This window comes from Pseudomonas rhizophila, assembly GCF_003033885.1.
Lineage (GTDB): Bacteria > Pseudomonadota > Gammaproteobacteria > Pseudomonadales > Pseudomonadaceae > Aquipseudomonas > Aquipseudomonas rhizophila.
The window spans coordinates 2611600-2637834 of record NZ_CP024081.1; the positions used below are offsets into that span (position 1 = coordinate 2611600).

The 26235-nt window shown below is 61.1% G+C and carries 24 protein-coding genes; 14 read left to right on the plus strand and 10 right to left on the minus strand.

Annotated elements, in window-relative coordinates; all coding sequences use genetic code 11:
* The first annotated feature begins 77 nt into the window (after positions 1 to 77).
* The 3 genes from CRX69_RS12320 to CRX69_RS12330 all read left to right on the plus strand — a co-directional run bounded on the left by CRX69_RS12320 (position 78) and on the right by CRX69_RS12330 (position 2983).
* Positions 78 to 1010, plus strand: coding sequence for a D-2-hydroxyacid dehydrogenase (locus CRX69_RS12320; protein ID WP_047227943.1), 933 nt, complete (start codon positions 78 to 80; stop codon positions 1008 to 1010).
* A gap of 262 nt (positions 1011 to 1272) precedes the next feature.
* Entirely contained in the window at positions 1273 to 1722 is a 450-nt protein-coding gene (locus tag CRX69_RS12325) for a YcgN family cysteine cluster protein (RefSeq protein WP_047227942.1), read from the plus strand.
* Between the two features lie 31 nt (positions 1723 to 1753).
* Positions 1754 to 2983, plus strand: a complete 1230-nt coding sequence (locus CRX69_RS12330; protein ID WP_107322093.1) for a hypothetical protein — start codon at positions 1754 to 1756, stop codon at positions 2981 to 2983.
* Between the two features lie 98 nt (positions 2984 to 3081).
* On the opposite strand, the gene CRX69_RS12335 is transcribed toward CRX69_RS12330, so the two are convergent.
* From CRX69_RS12335 to CRX69_RS12355, 4 genes are all read right to left on the minus strand, one after another.
* Positions 3082 to 3459: a YgaP family membrane protein gene (locus tag CRX69_RS12335; RefSeq protein ID WP_047227940.1), complete on the minus strand. Its 378-nt coding sequence runs from the start codon at positions 3457 to 3459 to the stop codon at positions 3082 to 3084.
* Positions 3460 to 3535: 76 nt separating this feature from the next.
* Positions 3536 to 4006, minus strand: coding sequence for an RNA methyltransferase (locus tag CRX69_RS12340; protein WP_003184248.1), 471 nt, complete (start codon positions 4004 to 4006; stop codon positions 3536 to 3538).
* Between the two features lie 252 nt (positions 4007 to 4258).
* Entirely contained in the window at positions 4259 to 4633 is a 375-nt protein-coding gene (locus CRX69_RS12350; RefSeq protein WP_003184246.1) for a YajD family HNH nuclease, read from the minus strand.
* 48 nt (positions 4634 to 4681) lie between these two features.
* The gene (locus CRX69_RS12355; protein WP_047227938.1) at positions 4682 to 5368 is read right to left on the minus strand and encodes a spermidine synthase; all 687 of its coding nucleotides are present in this window, start codon (positions 5366 to 5368) and stop codon (positions 4682 to 4684) included.
* A 78-nt stretch (positions 5369 to 5446) separates the two neighbouring features.
* On the opposite strand from CRX69_RS12355, the gene CRX69_RS12360 reads away from it, so the two are divergent.
* Positions 5447 to 5731 (plus strand): hypothetical protein, encoded by a 285-nt coding sequence (locus CRX69_RS12360; RefSeq protein WP_076385928.1) that lies wholly within the window; start codon positions 5447 to 5449, stop codon positions 5729 to 5731.
* 159 nt (positions 5732 to 5890) lie between these two features.
* On the opposite strand, the gene CRX69_RS12365 is transcribed toward CRX69_RS12360, so the two are convergent.
* Together CRX69_RS12365 and CRX69_RS12370 are read right to left on the minus strand one after the other, a co-directional pair.
* Positions 5891 to 6364 carry a cyclic nucleotide-binding domain-containing protein gene (locus CRX69_RS12365; RefSeq protein WP_047228036.1) on the minus strand — a complete coding sequence of 158 codons (474 nt, stop codon included), beginning with the start codon at positions 6362 to 6364 and terminating at the stop codon, positions 5891 to 5893.
* Positions 6365 to 6514: 150 nt separating this feature from the next.
* The gene (locus CRX69_RS12370) at positions 6515 to 8569 is read right to left on the minus strand and encodes a S9 family peptidase (RefSeq protein WP_107322094.1); all 2055 of its coding nucleotides are present in this window, start codon (positions 8567 to 8569) and stop codon (positions 6515 to 6517) included.
* A gap of 179 nt (positions 8570 to 8748) precedes the next feature.
* Between CRX69_RS12370 and CRX69_RS12375 the strand changes: the two genes are divergently transcribed.
* The 3 genes from CRX69_RS12375 to CRX69_RS12385 are packed head-to-tail and all read left to right on the plus strand — an operon-like array spanning position 8749 to position 10612.
* Positions 8749 to 9246, plus strand: coding sequence for a hypothetical protein (locus tag CRX69_RS12375; RefSeq protein WP_047227934.1), 498 nt, complete (start codon positions 8749 to 8751; stop codon positions 9244 to 9246).
* A 33-nt stretch (positions 9247 to 9279) separates the two neighbouring features.
* Positions 9280 to 10056 (plus strand): class II glutamine amidotransferase, encoded by a 777-nt coding sequence (locus CRX69_RS12380; protein WP_047227933.1) that lies wholly within the window; start codon positions 9280 to 9282, stop codon positions 10054 to 10056.
* Positions 10057 to 10069: 13 nt separating this feature from the next.
* Positions 10070 to 10612, plus strand: coding sequence for a DUF2937 family protein (locus CRX69_RS12385; protein ID WP_047227932.1), 543 nt, complete (start codon positions 10070 to 10072; stop codon positions 10610 to 10612).
* 109 nt (positions 10613 to 10721) lie between these two features.
* Here the strand turns inward: CRX69_RS12385 and CRX69_RS12390 are convergent, their stop codons facing one another.
* From CRX69_RS12390 to CRX69_RS12400, 3 genes are all read right to left on the minus strand, one after another.
* A complete protein-coding gene (locus tag CRX69_RS12390; protein ID WP_047227931.1) occupies positions 10722 to 11900 on the minus strand; it encodes a vWA domain-containing protein in 1179 nt (392 codons plus the stop codon).
* A gap of 36 nt (positions 11901 to 11936) precedes the next feature.
* Positions 11937 to 12782 (minus strand): AAA family ATPase, encoded by an 846-nt coding sequence (locus CRX69_RS12395; protein ID WP_003184225.1) that lies wholly within the window; start codon positions 12780 to 12782, stop codon positions 11937 to 11939.
* A 141-nt stretch (positions 12783 to 12923) separates the two neighbouring features.
* The gene (locus CRX69_RS12400; protein ID WP_047227930.1) at positions 12924 to 14000 is read right to left on the minus strand and encodes a DUF748 domain-containing protein; all 1077 of its coding nucleotides are present in this window, start codon (positions 13998 to 14000) and stop codon (positions 12924 to 12926) included.
* Between the two features lie 129 nt (positions 14001 to 14129).
* Between CRX69_RS12400 and cysK the strand changes: the two genes are divergently transcribed.
* Positions 14130 to 15104, plus strand: coding sequence for a cysteine synthase A (cysK, locus tag CRX69_RS12405; RefSeq protein ID WP_107322095.1), 975 nt, complete (start codon positions 14130 to 14132; stop codon positions 15102 to 15104).
* 168 nt (positions 15105 to 15272) lie between these two features.
* Here cysK and CRX69_RS12410 read toward each other — a convergent pair whose 3' ends face one another.
* The gene (locus CRX69_RS12410; RefSeq protein ID WP_047227928.1) at positions 15273 to 16190 is read right to left on the minus strand and encodes a DMT family transporter; all 918 of its coding nucleotides are present in this window, start codon (positions 16188 to 16190) and stop codon (positions 15273 to 15275) included.
* A gap of 130 nt (positions 16191 to 16320) precedes the next feature.
* Here CRX69_RS12410 and aceK point away from each other — a divergent pair, with 130 nt between their 5' ends.
* From aceK to CRX69_RS12445, 6 genes are all read left to right on the plus strand, one after another.
* On the plus strand, positions 16321 to 18042 hold the full coding sequence (gene aceK, locus CRX69_RS12415; RefSeq protein WP_047227927.1) for a bifunctional isocitrate dehydrogenase kinase/phosphatase: 1722 nt from the start codon (positions 16321 to 16323) through the stop codon (positions 18040 to 18042).
* A 207-nt stretch (positions 18043 to 18249) separates the two neighbouring features.
* Complete coding sequence (hrpA, locus tag CRX69_RS12420) at positions 18250 to 22161, plus strand: ATP-dependent RNA helicase HrpA (protein WP_047228035.1); 3912 nt, start codon at positions 18250 to 18252, stop codon at positions 22159 to 22161.
* A 324-nt stretch (positions 22162 to 22485) separates the two neighbouring features.
* Positions 22486 to 23607 (plus strand): beta-ketoacyl-ACP synthase III, encoded by a 1122-nt coding sequence (locus tag CRX69_RS12425; RefSeq protein ID WP_047227926.1) that lies wholly within the window; start codon positions 22486 to 22488, stop codon positions 23605 to 23607.
* Positions 23608 to 23770: 163 nt separating this feature from the next.
* Positions 23771 to 24382, plus strand: coding sequence for an RNA polymerase sigma factor (locus CRX69_RS12435; RefSeq protein WP_047227925.1), 612 nt, complete (start codon positions 23771 to 23773; stop codon positions 24380 to 24382).
* Positions 24376 to 24612 (plus strand): anti-sigma factor family protein, encoded by a 237-nt coding sequence (locus CRX69_RS12440; RefSeq protein WP_047227924.1) that lies wholly within the window; start codon positions 24376 to 24378, stop codon positions 24610 to 24612. Before CRX69_RS12435 ends, CRX69_RS12440 begins: the two co-directional genes overlap by 7 nt.
* A 284-nt stretch (positions 24613 to 24896) precedes the next feature.
* Entirely contained in the window at positions 24897 to 26207 is a 1311-nt protein-coding gene (locus CRX69_RS12445) for an OprO/OprP family phosphate-selective porin (RefSeq protein ID WP_047227923.1), read from the plus strand.
* The last annotated feature ends 28 nt before the right edge of the window (positions 26208 to 26235 follow it).

The window sequence follows — 26235 nt, forward strand, 5'->3', positions numbered from 1 at the left end:
GTTTATTGGCGATGGCCGCAAGGATGGAGCGACACTCTGTCGGCGGTCGTCTGCATAGTTTTTGAAAGGTTTGATCCATGCGCGTTCTGATTGCCGAACACGATCACGCGGTGTACGCCCAGCTTCTGCGACAGGCTGCACCCGATATCCAAGTCCTGACCAGTGGCGACTCCGCCGAACTGTCGCGACTGGCCGCCGACTGCCCGGTCTGGCTGGGCCAGCCCGATCTGCTGGCCACCCTGTTGCGTCAAGGCCATCAGCCCCAGTGGCTGCAATCGACCTGGGCGGGCATCACGCCGCTGCTGGCCGAGGGCTTGACGCGTGATTATCGCCTGACCCGTGCGGTGGGCATTTTCGGCCAGGTGATGGCCGAGTACGTCCTTACCTATATGCTCGGTCATGAGCGCGAGGTGCTGGCGCGGCTGGTCAGCCAGGTCGAGCGCAAGTGGGACAACCGTCAGGGCCAGAGTCTGGCCGGGCGCAAGGCACTGATCGTTGGGACCGGCGATATCGGCCAGCGGGTAGCGCAGTTCCTGCTGCCGTTTGGTGTGCAGCTGTATGGCATTGCCAGCGAAGCCCGGGAGCTGGCGCCGTTCATTGAGGTCGGGGCGCTGAAGGATCTGCCGCGCATGGTGGGGGAGGTGGATTATGTGATCAACCTGCTGCCCAACACGCCGGACACCCACGATATATACGACGCGACGCTGTTCAGGCAATTCAAACCCACCGGGCTGTTCATCAATGTCGGACGCGGCGTGGCCGTGGTCGATGCCGATCTGGTGCAAGCCTTGAAGGAAGGGCACCTGGCCGGCGCGGTCATTGACGTTTGCCGCCAGGAGCCGTTGCCACAGCGGCATCCTTTCTGGACGGCCTGGGGCCTGCTGCTGACCGGCCATAGCTCGGCACCGACGTCGCCGGCGATGATGGTGCAGTTGTTCCTGGAAAACCTGCGGGCCTACCAGGCCGGCGAAACCTTGCGCGGGGAAGTGGATTTCGATCGGGGATATTAGACCGAGCCAATCAACTTGTGGGAGCGAGCCTGCTCGCGATAGCGGTTTGCCAGTCGGCATCAATGCTGGCTGATCCGGCGCTATCGCGAGCAGGCTCGCTCCCACAGTGATCTTCAGCGGTCACCCCATCGGTGTTCTCGGCCAATCCATTTACGGACTTCGCCAACACAACGCCCTACCGACAGTCGCCCATGCTTGGCCTGAAGAGGCCCCGGCACTAGACTGACGGCCTTTTCACCATCTGATGCTGATTGCTTGAGCCATGGCCGCCAAAGTCGAACCGTTCTGGATACGTAAAACCCTCGATCAGCTTGATGCGCAGGAATGGGAATCGCTGTGTGACGGCTGTGGCCTGTGCTGCCTGCAAAAACTCGAAGACGAAGACGACAACAGCGTCTACTACACGCGCATCGCTTGCAAATTGCTGGACTTGAAAACCTGCCAGTGCACCGACTATTCCCGGCGCCGCGACTTTGTTCCCGATTGCATCCAGCTCACACCGGGCAAGGCCGATGAGTTCAAATGGTTGCCACCGACCTGCGGTTATCGCCTGGTCAGTGAGGGCAAGGATCTGCCGTTATGGCACCACCTGGTCTGTGGCGATCGCGATGCCGTGCACCACGAACGCATTTCCCAATCCGGGCGCATGCTGGCCGAAGGCAGCGTGCCCGAGGACGATTGGGAAGATCATCTGATTTTTCGCGCCGGCTGAATGCCGGGCATCGCACCATCAGGGAGAACCCATGGCAGCAGGATTGAAAAGGATGCTCGCAGCCGGGCTGTGGGCGGTGTGCGGGCCGCTGTGGGCGGCGCAGAAAGTCGATCTGGATTATCACGTGCACCTGTTGCCGCAAAGCGATCAGGCCGAAGTGCGCCTGACCCTGGCGCGGGGTTCGGCAGTGCGCAGCCTGGACTTCGACCTCGGCGATGGCAGCCGCTACAGCCACTTCAAGGCCGACGGTCAATGGCAGCTCATCCCGGGCAATGAGACACGCGGCGTTTGGCGTCCCAGTGCCGACAAGGCGAGCCTGAGCTATCGCGTGCGCATCAGTAATACTCGCAAGAACGGTACGTTTGAAACCCGTATGACCCCGGGATGGGGGCTTCTGCGCGGCGACGATCTTGTGCCGCCGGCCAAGTTGGATCAGCAGGATGGCACTGAGCTGGTGTCACGTTTGCAATTTGAACTGCCCGACGGCTGGAAAAGCATCGAAACGGCCTGGCCGCGCATCGGCAAGCAACGCTTTCGCATCGACAACCCCGCGCGGCTGTTCGATCGTCCCACCGGCTGGATGCTCGCCGGCAAACTCGGAAGCCGTCGCACACGCCTGGGAGAGACCGAGGTGACGGTGGCCTCACCCCAAGGCCAGGGCATGCGCCGGATGGATGTGCTGACGCTGCTGACGTTCGTCTGGCCGCAAGTGCAGGCGCTGGTGCCGCGTCATCCCGGCAAGCTGCTGATCATCGGCGCGTCAGATCCGATGTGGCGTGGCGCCCAGGCCGGGCATGAATCGATTTATCTGCACACTCGTCCGCCGCTGGTCAGCGAACGCGGCAATAGCCCGTTGTTGCGGGAGTTGGTGCAGATGCTGGCGCGCGTCAACGATCGTGAGCGCAGTGACTGGATCAGCGAAGGGTTGGCCGAGTATTACGCCATCGAATTGCTGCGCCGGGCTGGCGGCATGAGTGATGAGCGCTACCAGAGCCTGGACGACCGGTTGGCTCGGGACAGCAAAGGCGTCAGCACCTTGCGTGGCGAGCAGGTCCGCCCGGCGACGGTGGCCAAGGCGGTGTTGCTGTTGCAGGAGCTGGACCGCGAGATTCGTTTGAAAACCCGCAACAAGCGCTCGCTCGATGACGTGCTGCACGCCGCCATGCGTCTGGAGACGGTTGATACCCAGGAGTTTGTCCAGCTCAGCGAGAGCGTTCTGGGGGAGAGTTCTACTGTGCTGGAAACTCGGTTACTTCAGTAATACCGCTATCGCGAGCAGGCTCGCTCCCACATTGACCAGCGTTGCACTCAATATGTGGGAGCAAGGCTTGCCCGCGATGGGGCCATCAGCCAGTAAAATCAAAGCCCAACCTTCGGCGAACTCAACGAATCATTCCCCGTCACTGTAGCCGTGCTGGTCGCGGCCTCGGCGCTGGCTTTCATGCGGCTCAGCTCATCACCGGCCTGCTCGATGCGGGCACGGGCGTGGTGCAGGTTCTGACGATTCTTTTCCAGCAACGTCTTGGCCGAGCAGTGCCCGGTGATGCCGCGCGCCAGGGCCATGCCGCCGATCGCCAGTTGGGCCAAACCGATCACGCCTCCACGGCGCAAGCCCTTGCCCATCATCAGGACTCCGCCGGCCAATGAGCCAATGCGTTCCCAGCCATGCACGTTTTGCGGCGGATGAGATTGGAAAGGGGTGGTCTCAATCGGCTCGAACGGGTTGTTATCGCTCATGATCTGTCTCCGGTGTGGGGTTGGTATAAAACTGACTGCCCGAGCGATTCCCTTGTTCAATCCAATTGCGCACCGATCAGCGGAATTGCGGCCCCGAACGGGTGTTATTGCCTTTGGCCATGCGGTCGTACAACACGACATTGACCGTGGCCGCCAGGTTCATGCAACCGGTGGTGGGGATGTACACCACGTCTTCGCACCAGTCACGGATGTCTTTATCCAGCGAGCCATCTTCCGGGCCGAAGATATACAGCGCCCGGTCCGGGTGAGTGTATTCGGGCAAGGGACGAGCACCGTCGACCAGTTCCACGGCCACTGGCACACAGCCCAGGGGCAGGATTTTTTTCAGGTCATCGATGCCGATCAACGGGATGTCGTAGTGGACTTTCTTGGTGTCAGTGACGAAGTCCGCGGCGCGCTCATAGCGTTTGCCGGTGTAGAACACCGATGCCACGCCGTAGCAGCCGGCGGCGCGCATGACCGAACCGACGTTTTCCGGAGACTTGGGGTTGAACAGACCGATGCAGCTGTAGCGTTTGTTGGCCACGGGCGGGGTGCCTTTGGGGAAAAGGCGCGATTATACGGGGAATGTCCGGGCTGGGCTCGGTTCTGGTGATGTATTGCTCTGAAGATCGCCATCGCGAGCAGGCTCGCTCCCACAGTGGATTCGTGTTGTTCGCAAAATCCTGTGGGAGCAAAGCTTGCTCGCGAAACAGCCGGCTCGGTTTCTGAAAGACCGCATCGGCTTCATTGCGGGCAAGCCTTGCTCCCACATAAATCCTCTCGCCACAATGGCTGGCTACTCGTCCTTTTTCATCAACCCGGCCAGTGCGGCGAACGGGTTGTGGGTCGCCTTGGCGATTTTCGGGGTGCTCAGGGAGCCGTCGCCGAAATATTGCTGGTCGGTGTAACGCGAGTGTTCGTTGTCGTGGCAGTACAGGCACAGCAGTTCCCAGTTGGAACCGTCCTGCGGGTTGTTGTCATGGTTGTGGTCGCGGTGGTGAACGGTCAGTTCACTCAGGCGCTTGCCGGAAAACTCACGGGCGCAGCGGCCACAGACGTGGGGGTACATTTTCAGGGCTTTGTCGCGGTAACCCATTTCCCGGTCACGCTGGGCATCGGCGAGGATGCGATCCAGCTTGGCGGTGTTGGACGGTGGCGTTGACGAACTCATGGGTTCACCTTTGTAAAAAAGACTGATGACGGTTGAACAGAGTTTAGCTCAGCCCTTGAGCTTCTCGGCAATCCAGATGGTGTGGCGGGTGCCTTTGTTGCCGTGGGCGAAGACTTGCACCTCTTCGGCCTTGAAGCCGGCCTTTTTCAGTTTGTCGGAAAACTGCCGGTCGGCGCTGGCCGACCATACTGCCAGCACACCCTTGGACCGCAGGGCCTTGGCGCAGGCGGCCAGGCCGCCAGCTGAATACAGCCAGCTGTTGGCTTTCTGCGTCAGGCCTTCGGGGCCGTTGTCGACGTCCAGCATGATGGCGTCGAAGCCCTGGGGTTCGGCTTGCAGCACCTTGGCCACATCTTCCATGCGGATTACGGTACGCGGGTCCGACAGTGGGCGACCGGCCTTTTCGCCCAAAGGGCCACGGTTCCACTCCACCACGCCGGGCACCAGTTCGGCCACCACCACTTCGGCATTTTTGCCCAGGTGCTTGAGGGCCGAGGCCAGCGTGAAACCCATGCCGAGGCCACCGATCAGTACGCGCGAGCCGGGACGCCCGGCCACCTTGCGGCAAGGGATCTCTGCCAGGGCGTCTTCGGAGCCATGCATGCGCGTATTCATCAACTGCCCACCGTCACCGCCCTGGATCTTGATGACGAAGTCGTCGCCGTACTCGAACAGGCACAGGGCACCGCCGTTGTCAGGGATGGGGGTGGTGTCCAGTAGAACGAAACGTTTCATGGATGTCTCATGCAAAGGAAGGGCGAAGCGGCGCGGTAAGGACTAGCCTGAAGACAGACAATCGCCACGGAGCCATTGATGAAGCGCACCATTCTAACGGCCATTGCCCTGGCAGCGCTCTCGATAAGTTGGGTGCAGGCCCAGCAGCCCACGATTCCGGTGAGCCCACCGAGCATTCCTGGTTCGCCCGGCACCCCCACACCGATGCCATACCCGCCGGTCACGCCCAGCGGCGTACCCACGCCCAGCCCCGGAAGCGGACCGCCGTTGCTGCCGCCAATCGAAATGCCCAAGCCGCCCAAGGACCAGCCGATACCAGGGATGGAGCCAAAACCACCGAAGGCCAAGTCGCCGGGGGGGTAGGCCCAATGCTTGTTAATGAGATCACTGAATGGCAAAAAACTTGTGGGAGCGAGCCTGCTCGCGATAGCGATAAACCAGTCAACATTGATGTTGGCTGATCCGACGCTATCGCGAGCAGGCTCGCTCCCACAGGTTCTGCATTTCAACTGATAGAGCGAGTCAGACCTGCTGCGACAACAACTGCCCATCGGCCATGCGCAGGCGCTTGGACAGGGAAACGGCGAGGGCGCGGATGATCTTGGCGGCGATCTTCGGTGCATCGTTGAGCATTTTTTCCAGGGAATCCTTGCCCAGGTTCAGCAATTGGCAATCACTGGCGGCGATGCAACTGGCCGAGCGCCGTTCTCCGTCCAGCACCGCCATTTCCCCGAATGCCCGGCCGCTGCGCAGCGTGGCGATGGTGACGGGTTGACCGTCGGGGCCGGTTTTCTGCACGGCCACTTGCCCTGAATGGATGATGCACATGAAGCTGCCGGCATCGCCCTCGCGGAAAATCGCTTCCCCTTGGGCAATGGCGCTGATGCTGAAGTAGCCCGACGCCGCGGCGAAGTCGACAGGCTGCAACTGGTCGAACAGGCCGCAGTCCATCAGCCAGTCGCGGATTTCGTTGTTCAGTAAGGTCGGTTCTGACATGTCGTCACGGTCTTTTTCTTGTGTCTGGGGCGGTTGCAAGGGTTTGGATGTAAGGCGATTCCTTTGTGGGAGCAAGGCTTGCTCCCACATTGGGTGGTGGTATCAGAGCCCTGCGCATGCAGCTAAGACCCGGCCATCCGACGGAGTTCCTCAGACCAACCCCAAAACCTTCAAAACAAATGCATATTCGAGGGCTACGTCACGTAACCCCTGGTAGCGCCCGCTCATTCCGCCGTGGCCGGCGCCCAGTTCGGTCTTGAGCAGCAAGGGGTTGTCATCGGTCTTGGTGGCGCGCAATTTCGCCACCCATTTGGCTGCTTCCCAATACTGCACGCGGCTGTCGTTGTAACCGGCGATCACCAGCAGCGCCGGGTACGCCTGGGCGCTGACGTTTTCGTACGGGGCATAGGCCCTGATCCGATCATAGACGGCGGGCTCCTCGGGATTGCCCCACTCGTCGTATTCGGTGACGGTCAGCGGCAAGTCCGGGTCGAGCATGGTGTTAAGCACATCGACGAACGGCACTTCGGCAATCGCGACCTTGAACAGATCCGGGCGTTGATTGAGCACCGCACCGATCAGCAAGCCACCGGCACTGCCGCCGCTGATCGCCAGTTGATCGGCGCGGGTGACGCCATTGGCGATCAAATGCTCGGCGCAGGCGATGAAGTCGCTGAAGGTGTTGTGTTTGTGCTCCTGCTTGCCGGCGCGATACCAGGCTTCCCCCAGCTCACCGCCACCACGCACATGGGCAATGGCAAACGCCACGCCGCGATCGAGCAGGCTCAGCCGCCCATGGGAAAACCACGGATCGAGGCTCTCGCCATAGGCGCCGTAGCCATACAGGTACAGCGGCACCGGCTGGCCGAGGGCCTGGCGCTTGACCACCAGGCTGATGGGCACCTGCGTGCCGTCCGGTGCGGTCGCCCACAGCCGCTGGCTCACGTAGTCATCGGCATCGAATGGACCCAGGACCGGGGTTTGCTTGAGTACGACCTGTTCGCCGCTGGCCAGGTCCAGCTGGCGAATCTGTGCCGGACGGTTCAGCGCCTCGTAGCGCAAGCGAATGCGGGGGCTGACGAACTCCAGGCTGTTCTGCACATGCAGGCTGTAGGCCGCGTCCGGCAGTTGCACCCGATACGCCGGCAAACCCTGTGGGTGAACTTCGATGATGGGCAGGCCGCCTTCACGCAGGCTCAGGGTCATGGCGCTGGCGTTCAGGCTCAGGCCGTCGATCATCACCGTGTCGCTGTGGGGGATCAGGTTCTGCCAATCGGCCTCGGTCGGCGCCAGGCCCGTGTCGGCAGCCTGGTACAGCGCGAAGTTGATCCCGTCGCGGTTACTGCGGATCAACCAGCTCCACTGACCGTCGAGCAAACCATGGTCGACGTCGTATTCATGGTTTTCCACCCGTGGCGCCAGGCAGGTGAAAGGCTGGTCTGGCTGGGTGGCGTCCAGGACCCAGACTTCACTGGTGGTTTTGCTGCCCAGGGACAGGATCAACTGTTTTTCCGAGCTCGAACGGTAGCAATGCAGGAAAAAACGTCCGTCCGGCTCATGGAACACTTCTTCGGCCGCCGTTCCGTCCAGGCGATAGCGCCACAGTTTGTGCGGGCGATGGGTGTCATCCAGCTCACCAAAGAACAGCGTCAGGCTGTCATTGGCCCAGGTCATGCTGCCGTCGCAATCCTCAAAGGACAGTTCACTGACTTTGTCATTGGCCAGCTCTTTGACGAACAGGGTGTAAATCTCGTCGCCAGTGGTGTCCAGGCTGTAAGCCAGACGCTGGTGGTCGGGGCTGATGCTGAAGGCACCCAGGGAAAAGAAACCGCCGCCAGCCAGCACGTTAGGGTCCAGCAACAATTGCTCGCGGCTTTCATCCACCGTCAGGCTGTCGTCCACCGGACGCGGGCAGCGGTAGTGACGTGGGTATTCGTCCCCGGCCGTGGTGCGGGTGTAATACAGGTACGGACCCCAAGGCGAAGGCAGGGACAGATCCGTCTCCAGGATCCGGCCCTTGATTTCCTGGAACAGGGTTTCGCGCAGTTCGGCCTGGTCAGCCAGTTGCGCGTCCTGATAGCTGTTTTCAGCCTTGAGGTAGTCGAGCACGGCGTCGGTGTCGCGCTCCTGCAGCCAGGCGTAGGGATCAACACCGGGGTCCCTGCGGGCAATCGGGGCGTTGCAAACGTGGGCAGATAGGGGCATGAAAGGCTCTCGAACGTTGTACGAAATAGGGACTGATGGCCGGTGTGGTTAGTTCGGTCAGCCACCTGCGGCGGCAGAAATTAACCGACAGATACTGCGGCACAGACCACTCGACAGACGCCGGGGCAGCCTGACGAGCGAAAAGCCGTTACTATAAGCGCCTATTTGCCTGCCTTGCCATGGACACCATGACCGAGAACGACTATCTGATCGCCTGGGGCCTCTATGCCTTCGCCGCCCTGGGCTGCCTGCTGGTATGGATGCGCATGACCCGCTGGATCTGGCGCTGGTTGCGCGAGCCCCTGCGCCTGTTGATGGCGGTGTTGCTGTTCAGCCCCACTATCGTCGACCCCGTGAAGGAACAGGTTGCTCCGGCCCTGGCCATCGTTGCCCTGGACGTGCTGTTCAAGGTCGGCAACAACGCCTGGCGTGCGGTATCCGATCTGTTCATGTACGGCATGATCGTCTTTGGTCTTTATTTGATCTTCGTGCTGATCCGCTTCCCCATCGAGCGTGCAGCCAGCGCTCGCAAGGAAAAAGCCGCTGCCGCCAAAGCCGCCGCCGCTGCCGATGAACTACAGGATGAGCAGCCGTTCGGCGTGGCGGGTGATGACCGTTACGGTCGCCCGCCAGTACCGAGCAACCCTCAGCGTTCGCGCATCGAACCGCGGCTGTAGCCAGGCTTGTCCCATTGAAGCGAGGGTCCGAGCATGTGTGAGTTACTGGGCATGAGCGCCAACGTGCCGACCGATATCGTGTTCAGCTTCACCGGGCTGATGCAGCGTGGCGGCAAGACCGGACCGCACCGGGACGGCTGGGGCATTGCCTTCTATGAAGGTCGTGGCCTGCGCCTGTTCCAGGACCCGGCCGCCAGCAGCGAGTCGGAAGTGGCGAACCTGGTGCAGCGCTATCCCATCAAGAGCGAAGTGGTGATCGGGCACATTCGCCAGGCCAATGTCGGCAAGGTCTGCCTGTCCAACACCCACCCGTTCGTACGTGAGTTGTGGGGCCGCAACTGGTGCTTCGCTCACAATGGCCAACTCGCCGATTTCCAGCCGGGCGCAAGCTTCTATCGTCCGGTGGGCGATACCGACAGCGAGGCGGCGTTCTGCGATTTGCTCAATCGCGTGCGCCAGGCGTTCCCGGAACCGGTGGAGGTGGAGCAACTGTTGCCGTCGTTGATCCAGGCCTGCACCGAATACCGCAGCAAGGGCGTGTTCAATTGCATGCTCAGCGATGGTGACTGGCTGTTCTGCTTTTGCTCGACCAAACTGGTCCAGATCACCCGTCGCGCGCCGTTCGGCCCGGCGCGGCTCAAGGATGTGGACGTGATCGTGGATTTCCACGCCGAAACCACGCCCAATGACGTGGTCACGGTAATTGCCACCGAACCCTTGACTGAAAACGAAACCTGGACCCGCTACGAACCGGGCCAATGGAGCCTGTGGCGGCGCGGCGAATGCGTCAGCCATGGCCAGACCGAATAAGGACTTCACGATTATGTTGCTCAGTTATCTACGGCTGGTGTTGTTCGCGGTAGGCCTGTTGGTGGGGGTGCAGGTGCCCGGTTTCATCAGCGATTACGCCAAGCGGGTCGAGGCGCACCTGATCGAAGCGCAGACCGGACTGAAAGGCTTCCAGGGCACCGCCAACCAGTTTTTCAAGGGCGACATGCAAGCGCTGGTGGCTCACTACCGTGCCAGCGAAGACCCGATCTTTCGCAGTGATGCTGACAGCCTGAACACCTTGCTCGTCCGTCAGCAGGCGTTGGACAAGCAATTCCAGGCGATGCAGGGGCCGTGGTACATCCGTTTGCTGCAAGTGGCACTGGCCGCTGACCCGGAAATTCGCAAGGAAACCTGGAACGGCTACAGCTACCAGATTCTCCTGACCCCCGAAGCGATGATCTGGGGCCTCAGTGGCGCCATGTTGCTGTCGTTTGGCCTGGAGTGCCTGTTCCGCCTGATCGACTGGGTGGTGCTGGGCGGCAGGCGTCTGCGCCAGAGCCGACCGATTGAAGAGCGCGATTTGCGCGGGCTGTAACATCGCTCGGAGGCTGAAAGCATCGCGAGCAGGCTCGCTCCCACATTGGACTCGAGACCCTGCGGGAGCGAGCCTGCTCGCGATGAGGCCCTAAAGGGCGGAAAAAATCTTACTTGGAAAGAAACCGCATCCCTTCTTCCAGCCCTCGCAAGGTCAGCGGGAACATGTGGTCCTCCACCAGTTCGCGCACGATGTTGGTCGACGCGGTGTAGCCCCAGGTGTCCTTCGGGTATGGATTGATCCAGATGAGTTTCTTGTACTTCTCCATGAAGCGCTGCATCCAGACATACCCCGGTTCTTCGTTCCAATGCTCGACGCTGCCGCCGGCCTGGGTGATTTCATACGGGGCCATGGCGGCGTCGCCGATGAAGATCACTTTGTAATCGGCGCCATACTTGTGCAGCAAGTCTTGGGTCGACGTGCGTTCGGAAGTGCGGCGCAGGTTGTTTTTCCACACTGATTCATAGACGAAGTTGTGGAAGTAGAAATACTCCAGGTGCTTGAACTCGGTCTTGCAGGCCGAGAACAGTTCTTCGCAGATTTTTACGTGGGCATCCATCGAGCCGCCGATGTCGAACAATAACAGCAACTTGACGGTGTTGCGTCGCTCCGGGCGCATCTGGATATTCAGAAGGCCGGCGTCCCGGGCGGTGTGGTCGATAGTGCCATCGATGTCCAGTTCTTCGGCGGCCCCCTGGCGGGCAAACTTGCGCAGGCGGCGCAGGGCGACCTTGATATTACGGGTGCCCAGTTCCACCTGGTCGTCCAGATTCTTGTACTCGCGCTGGTCCCAGACCTTTACGGCTTTGCCCTGGCGCTTGCCGGCGTCACCGACGCGGATGCCTTCGGGGTTGAAACCGCCGGAGCCGAACGGGCTGGTGCCGCCGGTGCCGATCCATTTGTTGCCGCCGGCATGGCGCTCCTTCTGTTCTTCCAGGCGTTTCTTGAATTCCTCGATCAGCTTGTCCAGGCCGCCCAGGGACTGGATCTGCGCCCGCTCTTCGTCGGTCAGCGAGCGCTCGAACTCCTTGCGCAGCCAGTCTTCGGGAATCAGCGCCTGGAGATGATCATCGAGTTTCTCCAGGCCATTGAAGTAGGCGGCGAACGCCCGGTCGAATTTATCGAAATGCCGTTCATCCTTCACCAGGATCGCCCGGGACAGGTAATAGAACTCGTCCATGTCGGCGAAGATCACCCGCTGTTTCAGGGCGTTGATCAGGTCCAGCAGTTCACGCACCGACACCGGCACCTTGGCGGCGCGCATTTCATTGAACAGGTTAAGCAGCATGGCAATCGCCCTCGCTCTTGTTGAAACGAAGAGGGTTCAGCGGGTGCCACGGCGGCTCATGAACGCCAGGCGCTCGAGCAGTTGCACGTCCTGTTCGTTCTTGACCAGGGCACCGGCCAGAGGCGGAATGGCCTTGGTTGGGTCGCGCTCGCGCAGCACCGCTTCGCCGATGTTGTCGGCCATCAGCAGCTTGAGCCAGTCCACCAGTTCGGAGGTGGAAGGTTTTTTCTTCAGGCCCGGCACCTTGCGCACGTCGAAGAACACGTCGAGCGCTTCGCTGACCAGGTCTTTCTTGATATCCGGGTAATGCACGTCGACGATTTTCTGCAGGGTGACGCGGTCGGGGAAGGCGATGTAGTGGAAGAAGCAGCGGCGCAGGAAGGCGTCCGGCAGTTCCTTTTCGTTGTTGGAGGTAATGATGATGATCGGCCGCTGTTTGGCCTTGATGGTTTCATCGGTCTCGTAGACGTAGAACTCCATCTTGTCGAGTTCTTGCAGCAGGTCGTTGGGGAATTCAATGTCGGCCTTGTCGATCTCGTCGATCAGCAGAATCACCCGCTCTTCGGACTCGAACGCTTCCCAGAGCTTGCCTTTTTTCAGGTAGTTGCGCACGTCGTGCACCTTGTCCACGCCCAACTGCGAGTCCCGCAGGCGGCTGACCGCATCGTACTCGTAGAGGCCTTGATGGGCCTTGGTGGTGGACTTGATATGCCAGGTGATCAGGCGCGCGCCGAAGGATTCAGCCAGTTGTTCGGCCAGCATGGTCTTGCCGGTGCCCGGTTCGCCCTTGACCAGCAAGGGACGTTCCAGGGTGATGGCGGCGTTGACGGCCAGCTTCAGGTCATCGGTGGCCACGTAGGCGCTGGTGCCTTCGAACTTCATCTGTAATTTCCTCGAACGTGACGCCGGCCTGACGAGGCGGGGCGCGCGAAATAAATGTCGTGCCCGACTATAACGCGGTGCCCCGCCGACTGTGAACGCAGACGCTGTATTCAGTCTCTGAATGGAGCGTCACATGTTGACTCAGTCGGCCGACGGCGGCGGCTGCTCATACCGGGCATTGAAGGCCTGGACGAAACCGTTGCGCAGGATCTGGAGGAAGGCTTCGAAGGCGCTGATGTCCTGCTGATGGACATTGCCGCTGAGTTCCACCCGGGTGGCAAACTGGTTCTTGCGCTGGTTCTTCAGGGCCGTTTCTCCCGCGCCCACCAAGGCCTCCCAGACCGAACGGAAGATGTTCTTTTTTTCGTTTTCCACATCCTGCTGCCAGTCGAACACGTCAACGTCGCGCAATAGCGGTTTGATGTAGCCGCTGAGCTGGGCGTTCTCGGCTTCTGCCTCCACCACCAGATCGCCATGGCCGGCATTGAAATCGAATTTGCCATAGGCCGCGGCGAAATCGTTGAGGCGCTTGAGTTCGATGTCCCTGGCGCGCAAGCGGAAGTCGAAATCCTCGAAGTCGCTCAACGGGTCGAAGGTCGCCTGCACTTCCAGCGGCGCATGTTCGGCCACCAGGGCCTTGCCCTCGAAACGGGCGTCGCGCTTGCCTTCGGTGTCGACCACGTTGGTCAGGTTATAGAAGCTGGCATTGACGTCGGTAGCCCGCAGGTTCACGGGCGGCTTGGAGTTGAAGTTGCGAAATGTCACCTTGCCATCCCGGATCCGCACTTCGTTGAAGGTAATGGGCAGCAGCTTGCTCAGTTGCTCGCGCCAGTTGGTGCCCCTACCGGTCTGGGAGTTCTGCCGGTCGGCTCCGCCGTCGACGAAATTCACTTCGGGACGGACGAACTCCGCCTCGGCCACCACCGCATGGTCGTACCACAGCGAATGCCAGCTGACCGACAGGTCGATCAGTGGCGCCTCGACAAATGGCACGGGAACCTTGCCGTCGACCTTGACGATCTCCAGGCCGTTGATCCGGTAGGCCCCGCGCCAGAGCGCCAGGTCCACATCGGTCACCTGGCCGCGGTAGTCACCCATGTCGGCCAGTTTGTCGTTCAGGTAGTCGCGCACCAGGAATGGCAAGGTGAAATGCAGGGCCACCAGCACCGCAACGATGGCGGCGAAAGTCCACAGTGGCCAGCTGTATCGACGCTTCATTTCAGTCAGTCTCCCGCGTTGTTAAAACATTGACTGTTGTAACAACTGGAACGTTCGGTGCAACTGGACGCCCATGGGCAACAGGCATACCTTTAAGCGCTAAATCCCCGCTGCATTAAGGACCCAGTCATGAGCCGCATATTTGCTGACAACGCCCATTCCATCGGCAATACGCCACTGGTGCAGATCAATCGCATTGCCCCGCGTGGCGTGACCATCCTGGCCAAGATCGAAGGGCGCAACCCAGGTTACTCGGTCAAGTGCCGGATCGGCGCCAGCATGATCTGGGACGCCGAAAGCTCGGGCAAGCTCAAGTCCGGCATGACCATCGTCGAGCCGACTTCCGGCAACACCGGGATCGGTCTGGCGTTCGTAGCCGCCGCCCGCGGCTATAAGCTGATGTTGACCATGCCGGCCTCCATGAGCATCGAGCGGCGCAAGGTACTCAAGGCCTTGGGCGCGGAGCTGGTGCTCACCGATCCGGCCAAGGGCATGAAGGGTGCCATCGAGAAAGCGGCCGAAATCCTCGCCAGCGACCCCGCCAAATACTTCATGCCGCAGCAGTTCGATAACCCGGCCAACCCGGCCATTCATGAAAAAACCACCGGCCCGGAGATCTGGAACGACACCGACGGCGCTGTGGATGTGCTGGTGGCGGGCGTCGGCACCGGCGGGACCATTACCGGGGTTTCGCGATACATCAAGAACACCTGCGGCAAACCGATTCTGTCGGTGGCGGTGGAGCCTGTGGTTTCGCCGGTGATCACCCAGGCGATGGCGGGGGACGAGATCAAGCCCAGCCCCCACAAGATCCAGGGGATCGGTGCCGGGTTCGTGCCGAAAAACCTCGATCTGTCGATCGTCGATCAGGTCGAGCGGGTTACGGATGAGGAGTCCAAGACCATGGCCCTGCGCCTGATGCAGGAGGAGGGAATCCTGTGCGGCATTTCCTGTGGCGCGGCGATGGCTGTAGCCGTGCGCCTGGCGGAAAAGCCGGAAATGCAAGGCAAGACCATTGTCGTGATCCTGCCGGATTCGGGTGAGCGCTACCTGTCGAGCATGTTGTTCAGTGATCTGTTCACTGAGCAGGAGACTCAGCAGTAATCGTGCCCCCCAGCGACTGGTGAGCGAAGGTTATTGTGGCGAGGGGATTTATCCCCGTTGGACTGCGCAGCAGTCCCCAGAACAGCTCAGTCACCTCGAGGTGTCAGTTATGGGGTCGCTTCGCAACCCAGCGGGGATAAATCCCCTCGCCACAAGGGTGGGGGATGTTCAGTTGCGCTGGCCTGGGAGCGGCTCCTTGGTCGCGCTCGCCGCTGGTTTCAATACCAGCCACAGCGCCGCCGCAATCAGCACCCCGCCATACAGGTGCGCCATCCCCAACGGCTCATCCAGCAGCAACGCCCCCCATAACACGCCAAACGGCGGGATCAGGAAGGTCACGGTCATGGATTTGACCGGGCCAATGGAACTGAGCAGGCGGAAATAAAGAATGTACGCCAGCGCTGTACACACCAGGCCCAACCCCAGCAGCGACAACCAGACGCTCCAGCCACCCCAACTGGCCGGAGGGTGACTGATGACGCTGTAGCCAAACAATGGCAACAGCAACACCGTGGCGCCGAACATGCTGCCCAGGGCCGCGAGACGGCTGTCCAGCCCGCCTTGATGATCAAGCCAGCGGCGGGCAAGGAACCCGGCGAAACCGTAGCAGGTGGTGGCGAGCAGGCAGGAGAGGGCGCCCATCAGCAATTGCAGGTCGAAGGCCACCGGCCCCGCGCCGGTCAGGATGCCGACGCCGAACAATCCCAGGAACACACCGCTGACCTTGGTCATGGTGAGTTTTTCGCTGAAGAACAGCGCGCCGATCAACACCCCCATCAAGGGTGTGGTGGCGTTGAAGATTGCCGAGTAACCGGCCGGCAGCACCTGGGCCGCCAGCGAATAAAACGTCGCCGGAATGCCCGAGTTGATCAGGCCCAGCACCATCACGATTTTCAGCTTGCCGCGAAAATTCCAGTCGATACGCATCAACGCCAGGATCACCAGCAAGCCGACAAAAGCGATGGACACGCGAAAAAATGCAGTGGGGATTGTGCCAATGACAGGGGCGATAATGCGCATGAACAGGAAACTGGCTCCCCAGATGGCGGCCAATGACAGCAAACGCAGGATATCAACGGGGTTCACAGCGCATTCCTTCCTTGATCGGGTCGCAAGTGTCGCCTCGCTCAAGACCGATGGCAATGGTTGCGTTGCCGCGCGATTGGCCTCTAAGCTCAGTCGCCAATAACAAGCATGACCCGCCGAGGTTTACCCTATGCCGCAGCCATGGCCCGCCGCCGATATCGCCCGTTCGATCCTCGAAGGCTTTGACGATTACCGTGAGCATTTCCGGCAGATCACCGATGGCGCCCGCGCCCGGTTCGAGCAGGCCCGTTGGCAGGAGGCGCAAGAGGCGTCTGCGGCGCGGATCAACTTGTATGAAGAAAAGGTCTTCGAAACCGTCGCCCGCTTGCGCAAGGCTTTCGCAGCCGAGGCCCTGATGGACGTCAGTTGCTGGCCGCTGGTCAAAAGCGCCTACATCAGCCTGATCGACCTGCGTTTCGACGATGAGCTGTCCGAGACCTGGTACAACTCGATCTTCTGCGGGCTGTTCAGCCATGACCTGATCAGCGACGGCACCATGTTCATCCATACCACCCGGCCCAGCCTGCGCCGCGCCCGAGCCGCCCAGACTCGTACCTACAAACCCGAGGGACAGCTGGACCGGATGCTGGCGGCGATTTTCGCCGATTACCGTTTCAGCGAGGATTACGCCGACTTGCCGGGCGATTTGCAGCGCCTTGAAGCCCAATTGCGGGAGAACCTGCCCGACTGGGTCTGCAAGGACCCGCAACTGACGGTGGAATTGTTTTCGTCGGTGCTCTATCGCAACAAGGGCGCCTACCTGGTGGGACGGATCTATACGCAAGACGACCAATGGCCGTTGGTGATCCCGCTGCTGCACCGCGAAGGCCGGGGCATCCAGATCGATGCGCTGATTACCGACGAGGCGCAGGTGTCGATCATTTTCTCGTTCACCCGTTCTTACTTCATGGTGGACGTGCCGGTCCCGGCGGAATTCATCGGCTTTCTCAAGCGCATCCTGCCGGGCAAGCACATCGCCGAGCTGTACACCTCCATCGGTTTCTACAAACACGGCAAATCCGAGTTCTACCGGGCGCTGATCAACCATCTGGCGAATACCGACGACCAGTTCATCATGGCCCCTGGTGTACGTGGCATGGTCATGAGCGTATTCACCCTGCCGGGCTTCAACACCGTATTCAAGATCATCAAGGATCGTTTCTCGCCGTCGAAGAACGTCGACCGCGCGACCGTGATCGAAAAGTACCGGCTGGTGAAAAGCGTCGACCGGGTCGGGCGCATGGCCGATACCCAGGAATTCGCCGATTTCCGCTTTCCCCTGAGCAAGTTCGAACCGGCATGCCTGGAGGAACTGCTGGACGTGGCGCCGTCCACGGTGTCGGTGGAAGGCGACACGGTATTGATTCGTCACTGCTGGACCGAACGGCGCATGACGCCACTGAACCTCTACCTGGAAAACGCCAACCAGGACCAGGTGCGCGAGGCGCTGGAAGACTACGGCCTGGCGATCAAACAACTGGCGGCGGCCAACATCTTCCCTGGCGACATGCTGCTCAAGAACTTCGGCGTGACCCGCCACGGCCGCGTGGTGTTCTACGACTACGACGAAATCTGCTTTCTCACCGAAGCCAACTTCCGTCACATTCCCCAGCCGCGGACCCCGGAAGACGAAATGGCCTCCGAGCCGTGGTATTCCATCGGGCCGCTGGACGTTTTTCCCGAAGAGTTCCCACCTTTCCTGTTCGCCGACGCGGGGCAACGCAAACTGTTCGATCAACTGCACGGCGAGTTGTACAACGCCGATTACTGGAAGGGCCTGCAAGAGGCGATTCGGGCGGGCAAGGTGATCGACGTGTTCCCCTATCGGCGTAAAGACCTGGACAGCGAATAACCCCGAAGTCAGCGCAAAACCTCTGTGGGAGCGAGCCTGCTCGCGATAGCGGTGGATCAGCCAGCATTAATGTCGACTGACACACCGCTATCGCGAGCAGGCTCGCTCCCACAAGGGAACAGCGGGCAGGCTGCCATGGGTCGGCGCAGCCTGCGCAAATCTGCGACAATCGGCCCCCTGCACAAACCGACGACCCTTGCGTACCTGATGACTGACCAAGCCCCCGCTATCGACAAGCTGCTGAAAAACCTCGACCACGCCATGCTCGCCGACCGTCACCGGTTGCGGCGTCAGTTGCTCGAGCTGCGCAAGAAACCCGACGAGGCCAAGCTGGCCCAGTGGGTGACGCGCATGCAGGCGTCGTGTGATCAGGTGTTGGCGCGCAAGGCCAGCCTGCCGGTCATCCGTTACGACGACAGCTTGCCGATCGCCGCCAAGCGCGACGAAATCAAGGACGCGCTGCTCAAGCACCAGGTGCTGATCATCGCTGGCGAAACCGGCTCGGGCAAAACCACGCAACTGCCGAAAATCTGCCTGGAAATCGGTCGCGGCCAGCACGGTTTGATCGGCCATACCCAGCCGCGGCGGATCGCCGCGCGTAGCGTGGCGAGCCGGGTCGCCGAAGAGCTGGCCACGCCGCTGGGGGCGCTGGTCGGTTACCAGGTGCGGTTCGAAGACCAGAGCGACGCCAACACTCTGATCAAGTTGATGACCGACGGCATCCTGCTGGCCGAGACCCAGAACGACCGTTACCTGGAACGCTACGACACGATCATCGTCGACGAAGCCCACGAGCGCAGCCTGAACATCGATTTTTTGCTCGGCTACCTCAAGACCCTGCTGCCGCGTCGCCCGGACCTTAAAGTCATCATCACCTCGGCGACCATCGACCTGGAGCGTTTTTCCAAGCACTTCGATGACGCGCCGATCGTGGAAGTCTCGGGTCGCACCTTCCCGGTGGACACCTGGTATCGCCCGTTGACCCTGGAGCAGGACGAGGAGGGCAACCGCGTCGAGGATGACTTGACCGTCGACCAGGCGATCCTCGCCACCCTCGATGAAATCGCCGCCTATGAGCGTAGCGAACGCCGCAGCCCCGGTGATGTGCTGGTGTTCCTGCCGGGCGAGCGGGAGATTCGCGACGCGGCGGAAATGCTGCGCAAGGCCCAGCTCAAACACACCGAAATCCTGCCGTTGTATGCGCGGCTGTCGCCAGCCGAACAGCAGCGGATCTTCCAGTCCCACCCTGGCCGTCGCGTGGTGCTGGCGACCAACGTCGCTGAAACGTCGCTGACCGTGCCGGGCATCCGCTACGTGATTGACAGCGGCACCGCGCGCATCAGTCGCTACAGCTATCGCGCCAAGGTCCAGCGCCTGCCCATCGAAGCCATTTCCCAGGCCAGCGCCAATCAGCGCAAGGGCCGCTGCGGGCGGGTCGAGCCGGGGATCTGCGTGCGGTTGTACAGCGAGGAGGATTTCCTCGGCCGGCCGGAATTCACCGACCCCGAGATCCTGCGCACCAACCTGGCGGCGGTCATCCTGCAGATGTTGCACCTGCGCCTGGGGGAGATTACCGATTTCCCGTTCATCGAACCGCCGGACGGCAAGGCCATCAGCGACGGCTTCAACTTGCTGCAAGAGCTGTCGGCGGTGGACCGCAACAGTCAGTTGACCCCGCTGGGCCGCCAGTTGGCGCGCTTGCCGGTGGACCCGCGCATGGGCCGTATGCTGCTGGAAGCGGCGAAACTGGGCAGCTTGCAGGAAGTGCTGATCGTCGCCAGCGCCATGTCGATCCAGGACCCGCGCGAGCGTCCACCGGAGCGTCAGCAGGCGGCTGACCAGGCCCACGCCCAGTGGAAAGACCCCGACTCGGACTTCGCCGGGCTGGTCAATCTGTGGCGCGGTTTCGAAGAGCAGCGCCAGGCCCTGACCGCCAGCCCGCTGCGCAACTGGTGCCGCAAGAATTTCCTCAACTACCTGCGCCTGCGCGAGTGGCGCGATTCCCATCGCCAGTTGAGCTTGATCTGCCGCGACATGCAGTTGAGCCTCAATAAAGAGCCGGCTGATTTCCCGAAACTGCACAAGGCGGTGCTTTCCGGCCTGCTGAGCCAGATCGGTCAGAAAACCGAAGACGGCGACTACCTCGGTGCCCGTCAACGACGGTTCTGGGTTCACCCCTCGTCAGGCTTGGGCAAGAAGCGTCCGCAATGGCTGATGACCGCCGAACTGGTGGAAACCACCAAGCTGTACGCGCGCATGGTGGCCAAGATCGAACCGGACTGGATCGAACCGCTGGCCGGCCACCTGATCAAGAAAAACCACTTCGAACCCCATTGGGAGAAAAAGCGCGGGCAGGTGGTGGCGTATGAGCAGATCACCCTGTTCGGGCTGATCGTGGTCGGTCGCCGGCCGGTGCATTACGGGCCGGTGGACCCGGTGGTGTCGCGGGAACTGTTCATCCGCGAGGCGCTGGTGCGCGGCGAGATCCAGTCCCGGGCCAAGTGCCTGAGTGCCAATACCCAACTGCTGGAGCAACTCGACGAACTGGAAGCCAAGGCCCGCCGTCGCGACATCCTGGCGGACGAGGAAACCCTGTTCGCCTTCTACGATGCGCGCTTGCCGGCCGAGATCCACCAGACCGCGACCTTCGACAGCTGGTACCGGATCAACAGCCAGAAAGACCCGCAACTGCTGATCATGCGCGAAGAAGACGTGCTGGCCCGCGAGGCCAGTGAAGTCACTGCCGCGTACTACCCCGACACGTTGCGCGTCGGTGAGCTGACCTTGCCGCTGAGCTACCATTTTGAACCCAACCATCCCCGCGACGGCGTGACCTTGCGCGTGCCGGCACCGCTGCTGCCCATGTTGCCGCCGGAGCGTCTGGAATGGCTGGTGCCCGGGATGATCGAAGCCAAGTGCATCGCCCTGGTGCGCAACCTGCCCAAGGCCCTGCGCAAAAACTTCGTGCCCGTGCCGGATTTCGTCAAGGCCGCGCTGCAACGCATCACCTTTGCTGAGGGTTCGTTGCCGCAATCCCTGGGCCGCGAACTGCTGCGCATGACCGGCGCGCGGGTCAGCGACGAAGCCTGGGCGGAAGCTGCGCAGCAGGTGGAAAGCCATCTGCGCATGAATCTGGAAATCGTCGACGGCCAGGGCAAGTTTCTCGGCGAAGGCCGTGACCTGGCCGAGTTGACGGCGCGCTTTGCCGAAGCCAGCCAGGCCGCCTTGGCCGTGCCGCAGACGGCGAAAAGCCAGGCGCCGGTGGAAGCGAAAATCTTCGCCCCGGTGGCCGAGAAAACCCAACAGAAGATTGCCGGGCTGTCGATGACGGTGTACCCGGCGCTGGTGGAAGAGGGCGGTGTGGTCAAGGAAGGCCGTTTCCCGACCCCGGCTGAAGCCGAGTTCCAGCACCGTCGCGCCTTGCAGCGGTTGCTGATGCAGCAATTGGCAGAATCGGCCAAGTTCCTGCGCGGCAAACTGCCCGGGTTGACGGAACTTGGCCTGCTGTACCGCGAACTGGGACGCATCGACAGCCTGGTGGAAGACATCCTGCTGGTCAGTCTCGACAGCTGCGTGCTGGAAGGCGAGGCGAGCCTGCCCCGTGATGGCGCCGCACTAGCATCCCTGGCCGAGCGCAAACGCGGCGGCTGGACCGAACACGCCGAACGCCTGGCGAAGCTGACCCTGGAGATCCTCAAACTCTGGCACGGCCTGCAAAAACGCTTCAAGGGCAAGATCGACCTGGCCCAGGCCGTGGCGCTGAACGACATCAAGCAGCAACTCAGCCATCTGGTGTACCCGGGATTTGTGCGCGAAACCCCGCATCAGTGGCTCAAGGAGCTGCCACGCTACCTCAAGGCCATCGAGCAGCGCTTGGAGAAACTCGGCAGCCAGGTGCAGAAGGACCGGGTCTGGAGCGGTGAACTGTCGAACCTCTGGGCCCAGTACCAGACCCGCGCCAGCAAACACGCCCAGGAAGGCAAGCGCGACCCGCAACTGGAGCTGTACCGCTGGTGGCTGGAGGAATACCGGGTGTCGCTGTTTGCCCAGCAACTGGGCACCAAGGTGCCGATTTCGGATAAGCGCTTGAGCAAGCAGTGGGGGCAGGTGGAGCCCTGACCCCGGCGCAAGACCTGTGGGAGCGAGCCTGCTCGCGATAGCGGTGGGTCAGTCAACATTGATGCTGGCTGATCCAGCGCTATCGCGAGCAGGCTCGCTCCCACAGGGTTTGGTTTTGTAATTCACTGAGAATGGGCCAAACGCCAGCGTTTATGGCAAACTTCGCGCCTATAAATGCCGGTCCCGTGGTTTTTAGCGTCGATGATCACGGGCGGATCGGAATAAAGCGCTGCCAGGTCTGCTTCCCCTGGATGGGAAAAGACCCCTTGTGTGTTGGTACGTCGGTGCCAACGCTTTCTGCCTGAACAGATCAGAGACACGACCATGCATAACGTCGTCATCAGCGGCACCGGCCTGTACACCCCGGCCAACAGCATCTCCAATGAAGAGCTGGTGCAGTCTTTCAATACCTACGTCGCGCAATTCAACGCCGACAATGCCCAAGCCATCGAGCGGGGAGAAGTCGAGGCGTTGACCGAATCCAGCGCGGCGTTCATCGAAAAAGCTTCTGGCATCAAGAGCCGCTTTGTCATGGACAAGGATGGCATCCTCGACCCGCAACGCATGACCCCGCGCCTGCCCGAGCGCTCCAACGACGAGTGGTCGGTGCTGTGTGAAATGGCCGTCGGTGCCGCGAAACAGGCCCTGGAACGCGCCGGCCGCACCGCCGCCGACATCGATGGCGTGATCGTCGCCTGTTCCAACCTGCAGCGTCCGTACCCGGCCATCGCCATTGAAGTCCAGGAAGCGCTGGGCATCGAAGGCTTTGGTTATGACATCAACGTGGCCTGTTCCTCGGCGACGTTCGGCATCCAGGCCGCGGCCAACAGCGTACAACTGGGCCAGGCCCGGGCGATCCTGATGGTCAACCCTGAGGTGTGCACCGGCCACCTGAATTTCCGCGACCGCGACAGCCACTTCATCTTCGGCGACGCGGCCACCGCGGTGATCATCGAACGGGCGGACCTGGCGACCTCGCCGTATCAGTTCGACGTGGTCAGCACCAAGCTGCTCACCAAATTCTCCAACAACATCCGCAACAACTTCGGCTTCCTCAACCGCGCCGGGGAAGAGGGGATCGGCAGCCGTGACAAGTTGTTTGTCCAGGAAGGTCGTAAAGTCTTCCGCGATGTTTGCCCGATGGTGGCCGAACTGATTGGCGTGCACCTGGAGGAAAATCAGCTGAGCGTCGGTGAAGTGAAGCGTTTCTGGCTGCACCAGGCCAACCTGAGCATGAACCACCTGATCGTGCGCAAGCTGCTGGGTCGCGAAGCCACCGAAGAAGAAGCGCCGGTGATCCTCGACCGCTACGCCAACACCAGCTCGGCGGGTTCGGTGATTGCGTTCCACTCCTACCAGGATGATTTGCCCAGCGGTTCGGTCGCCGTACTCAGCTCGTTCGGCGCCGGCTATTCGATTGGCAGCGTGATTCTGCGTAAGCATTGATCCTCTGGCGGCGACGAATTTTTTGTGGGAGCAAGGTCATGTGGGAGCAAAGCTTGCTCACGAAACAGGCAGCGCGGTTTATGAAGGACCGCATCGCGGGCAAGCCTTGCTCCCACATCAGCCCCCTCGCCACAGCCGCGATCTATTCAGCAATGGGCGTTGAATGACCGTCACCGACGACACACAACTGCTCCAACGCCTCTTGGCCGGTGAGCAGCAGGCCTTCAAAGAGCTGGTCAGCACCTACCAGAGCCCGATGCGCGCCGTGGCCTACGCCATCGTGGGCAGTCGGCATGCCGATGAAGTGGTGCAGGACGCCTGGTTGTCAGTGGTGCGCAACCTCAATGGCTTCCAGGGCCGCTCCAGTCTCAAGACCTGGCTGCTGACCATCACCGCCAACGCCGCCAAGGGCCGCTACAAGCAGAACCGTCGGGAGGTGTTGCTCGATGATCTGCCGTCGCCCCACGGCACCCTGGGCGATGATCGTTTCGCCGCGGATGGCCATTGGCTGCTAGCACCGTTCGCCTGGCATCAGGACACACCGGAGGCGCTGCTCACGATGAGTGAGCTGCGCGAATGCCTCGAGCACACGCTGCTCAGTCTGTCGCAACTGCAAAGCAGTGTCTTGACCCTGCGCGAACGTCAGGGCCTGGAACTGGAAGACATCTGTAATCTTCTGGACATCTCGCTCTCCAACGTACGTGTGCTGTTGCATCGGGCACGGCTGAAGGTCTTTGCGACCGTAGAACATTTCGAGGAAACCGGCGAATGCTGACCTGTAAGGAACAAGTGGCGCGCTCCAGCGATTTTCTCGACGGCCAACTGAGTTTTCGTGAGCGCCTGATGATGCGCCATCATCTGATGTTCTGTGCCACGTGCCGGCGTTTCATTCGCCAGATGCGCCTGATGCAGGCCACGCTCAGAAAGCTGCCTGAATCGCCGGTTCCCAATCTGGATCAGTTGGCTGAAAAACTCGCGGCCGAGCGCCGTAAAAATATTCGCTGAGTCCCAGACACCCCTACGCCCCTGTGGGAGCGAGCCTGCTCGCGATGGCATTGTTTCATTCGACATCAATGCCGGCTGATTGACCGCTATCGCGAGCAGGCTCGCTCCCACTGGTATTGGTGCATCGGTTATTCCCTTTCGAAGTAAAAAGTTCCCCTGTCATAAAATCTTTATCTGACAGCAACTGCGCTGACACAACCCATCGCCAAGATCCCCTCCAACACCAGCGGGCTCAGTTCCGCGTGTTTTCTAACGGCATAGACTACCAACAGGGGAATTCTTCGATGATCCGTAAGCACTTCGCAGGTGTTGCCGCCAGCGCACTGGCAATGGCAGTAACCGCCCAGGCTTTCGCCGGCACCGTCACCACCGATGGCGCCGATATCGTGGTCAAAACCAAGGGCGGCCTTGAGGTCGCTACCACCGACAAAGAGTTCAGCTTCAAGCTTGGCGGTCGTTTGCAGGCTGACTACAGCCAGTTCGACGGTCTCTACACCGATAATGGCAATTCGGCCGACGCCGCTTACTTTCGTCGCGCTTTCCTGGAACTGTCCGGCGTGCTGTACACGGACTGGGCCTACACCATCAGCTACGACTTCTCGCATAACGCCGGCAGTTCAGACGACGGTTACTTTGACGAAGCGTCCATGGCCTACAACGGCTTCAAGCCGGTCTCGATCAAATTCGGTCGTTTCGACCCGGATTTCGGTCTGGAAAAAGCCACCAGTTCCAAGTGGGTGACCGCGCCGGAGCGTAACGCCGCTTACGATCTGATCGACTGGGCCAACGGCCACCAGAACGGTCTGGGTCTGCAAGCGTCCAGCACCTTCGCCGATTCGTTCTATGCCTCCGCTGGCGTATTCGCCAAGGACAACAACGACACCGACGGCGACAGCGTCAAGCAGGTCAACGGTCGCTTCGTATTCGCGCCGATGCATGACTCCGGCAACGTCCTGCACTTCGGTGTGAACGTCGCCTCCCGTGACGTCTCCGACACCGTATTCGATGCACGTTACCGTTCCCGCCTGGGCATGCGTGGCGTCGAAACGCTGGGTGGCAACGATGCCGGCCCTAACGGCAACCGTCCGTTGCTGGGTGGCGCGAACAACTCGCCGGCCGGTTCGTACGACACCGACACGGCGTTCGGCCTGGAAGCCGCTTTCGCCATGGGGCCTGCGTCGATCCAAGGTGAATACATTTCGCGTAAAACCAAGGCTGACAGCGATGCCTTCGAAGACATCAAAGGCCACGGCTTCTACGTCCAGGGTGCCTATACCATCACTGGTGAGTCCCGTGGCTATAAAGTCGGCAAGTTTGACGCGATCAAACCCCAGAACAAATCCATCGGCGCCTGGGAAGTGTTCTATCGCTACGACAGCATGACCGTCGAAGACGACAACATCACCACTGCCTCCGCGACCCGTGACGTGGGCGATGCCGAAGCCAAGGTGCACAACCTGGGCGTGAACTGGTACGCCAACGAAGCAGTGAAAATCTCCGCTGCCTACGTCAAGGCCAAGGCCGACAACGTGACCAATGCCAACGGCGACGACGATGGCGACGGTTTTGTCATGCGCGCCCAGTACGTGTTCTGAGTTGGGCTGACTTGATACAACGCTTCAT

Coding starts and splice junctions, on each gene's coding strand:
- CRX69_RS12320 (WP_047227943.1), top strand. CDS start 78: ATGCGCGTTCTGATTGCCGAACACGATCACGCGGTGTACGCCCAGCTT.
- CRX69_RS12325 (WP_047227942.1), top strand. CDS start 1,273: ATGGCCGCCAAAGTCGAACCGTTCTGGATACGTAAAACCCTCGATCAG.
- CRX69_RS12330 (WP_107322093.1), top strand. CDS start 1,754: ATGGCAGCAGGATTGAAAAGGATGCTCGCAGCCGGGCTGTGGGCGGTG.
- CRX69_RS12335 (WP_047227940.1), bottom strand. CDS start 3,459: ATGAGCGATAACAACCCGTTCGAGCCGATTGAGACCACCCCTTTCCAA.
- CRX69_RS12350 (WP_003184246.1), bottom strand. CDS start 4,633: ATGAGTTCGTCAACGCCACCGTCCAACACCGCCAAGCTGGATCGCATC.
- CRX69_RS12355 (WP_047227938.1), bottom strand. CDS start 5,368: ATGAAACGTTTCGTTCTACTGGACACCACCCCCATCCCTGACAACGGC.
- CRX69_RS12360 (WP_076385928.1), top strand. CDS start 5,447: ATGAAGCGCACCATTCTAACGGCCATTGCCCTGGCAGCGCTCTCGATA.
- CRX69_RS12365 (WP_047228036.1), bottom strand. CDS start 6,364: ATGTCAGAACCGACCTTACTGAACAACGAAATCCGCGACTGGCTGATG.
- CRX69_RS12370 (WP_107322094.1), bottom strand. CDS start 8,569: ATGCCCCTATCTGCCCACGTTTGCAACGCCCCGATTGCCCGCAGGGAC.
- CRX69_RS12375 (WP_047227934.1), top strand. CDS start 8,749: ATGGACACCATGACCGAGAACGACTATCTGATCGCCTGGGGCCTCTAT.
- CRX69_RS12380 (WP_047227933.1), top strand. CDS start 9,280: ATGTGTGAGTTACTGGGCATGAGCGCCAACGTGCCGACCGATATCGTG.
- CRX69_RS12385 (WP_047227932.1), top strand. CDS start 10,070: ATGTTGCTCAGTTATCTACGGCTGGTGTTGTTCGCGGTAGGCCTGTTG.
- CRX69_RS12390 (WP_047227931.1), bottom strand. CDS start 11,900: ATGCTGCTTAACCTGTTCAATGAAATGCGCGCCGCCAAGGTGCCGGTG.
- CRX69_RS12395 (WP_003184225.1), bottom strand. CDS start 12,782: ATGAAGTTCGAAGGCACCAGCGCCTACGTGGCCACCGATGACCTGAAG.
- CRX69_RS12400 (WP_047227930.1), bottom strand. CDS start 14,000: ATGAAGCGTCGATACAGCTGGCCACTGTGGACTTTCGCCGCCATCGTT.
- cysK (WP_107322095.1), top strand. CDS start 14,130: ATGAGCCGCATATTTGCTGACAACGCCCATTCCATCGGCAATACGCCA.
- aceK (WP_047227927.1), top strand. CDS start 16,321: ATGCCGCAGCCATGGCCCGCCGCCGATATCGCCCGTTCGATCCTCGAA.
- hrpA (WP_047228035.1), top strand. CDS start 18,250: ATGACTGACCAAGCCCCCGCTATCGACAAGCTGCTGAAAAACCTCGAC.
- CRX69_RS12425 (WP_047227926.1), top strand. CDS start 22,486: ATGCATAACGTCGTCATCAGCGGCACCGGCCTGTACACCCCGGCCAAC.
- CRX69_RS12435 (WP_047227925.1), top strand. CDS start 23,771: ATGACCGTCACCGACGACACACAACTGCTCCAACGCCTCTTGGCCGGT.
- CRX69_RS12440 (WP_047227924.1), top strand. CDS start 24,376: ATGCTGACCTGTAAGGAACAAGTGGCGCGCTCCAGCGATTTTCTCGAC.
- CRX69_RS12445 (WP_047227923.1), top strand. CDS start 24,897: ATGATCCGTAAGCACTTCGCAGGTGTTGCCGCCAGCGCACTGGCAATG.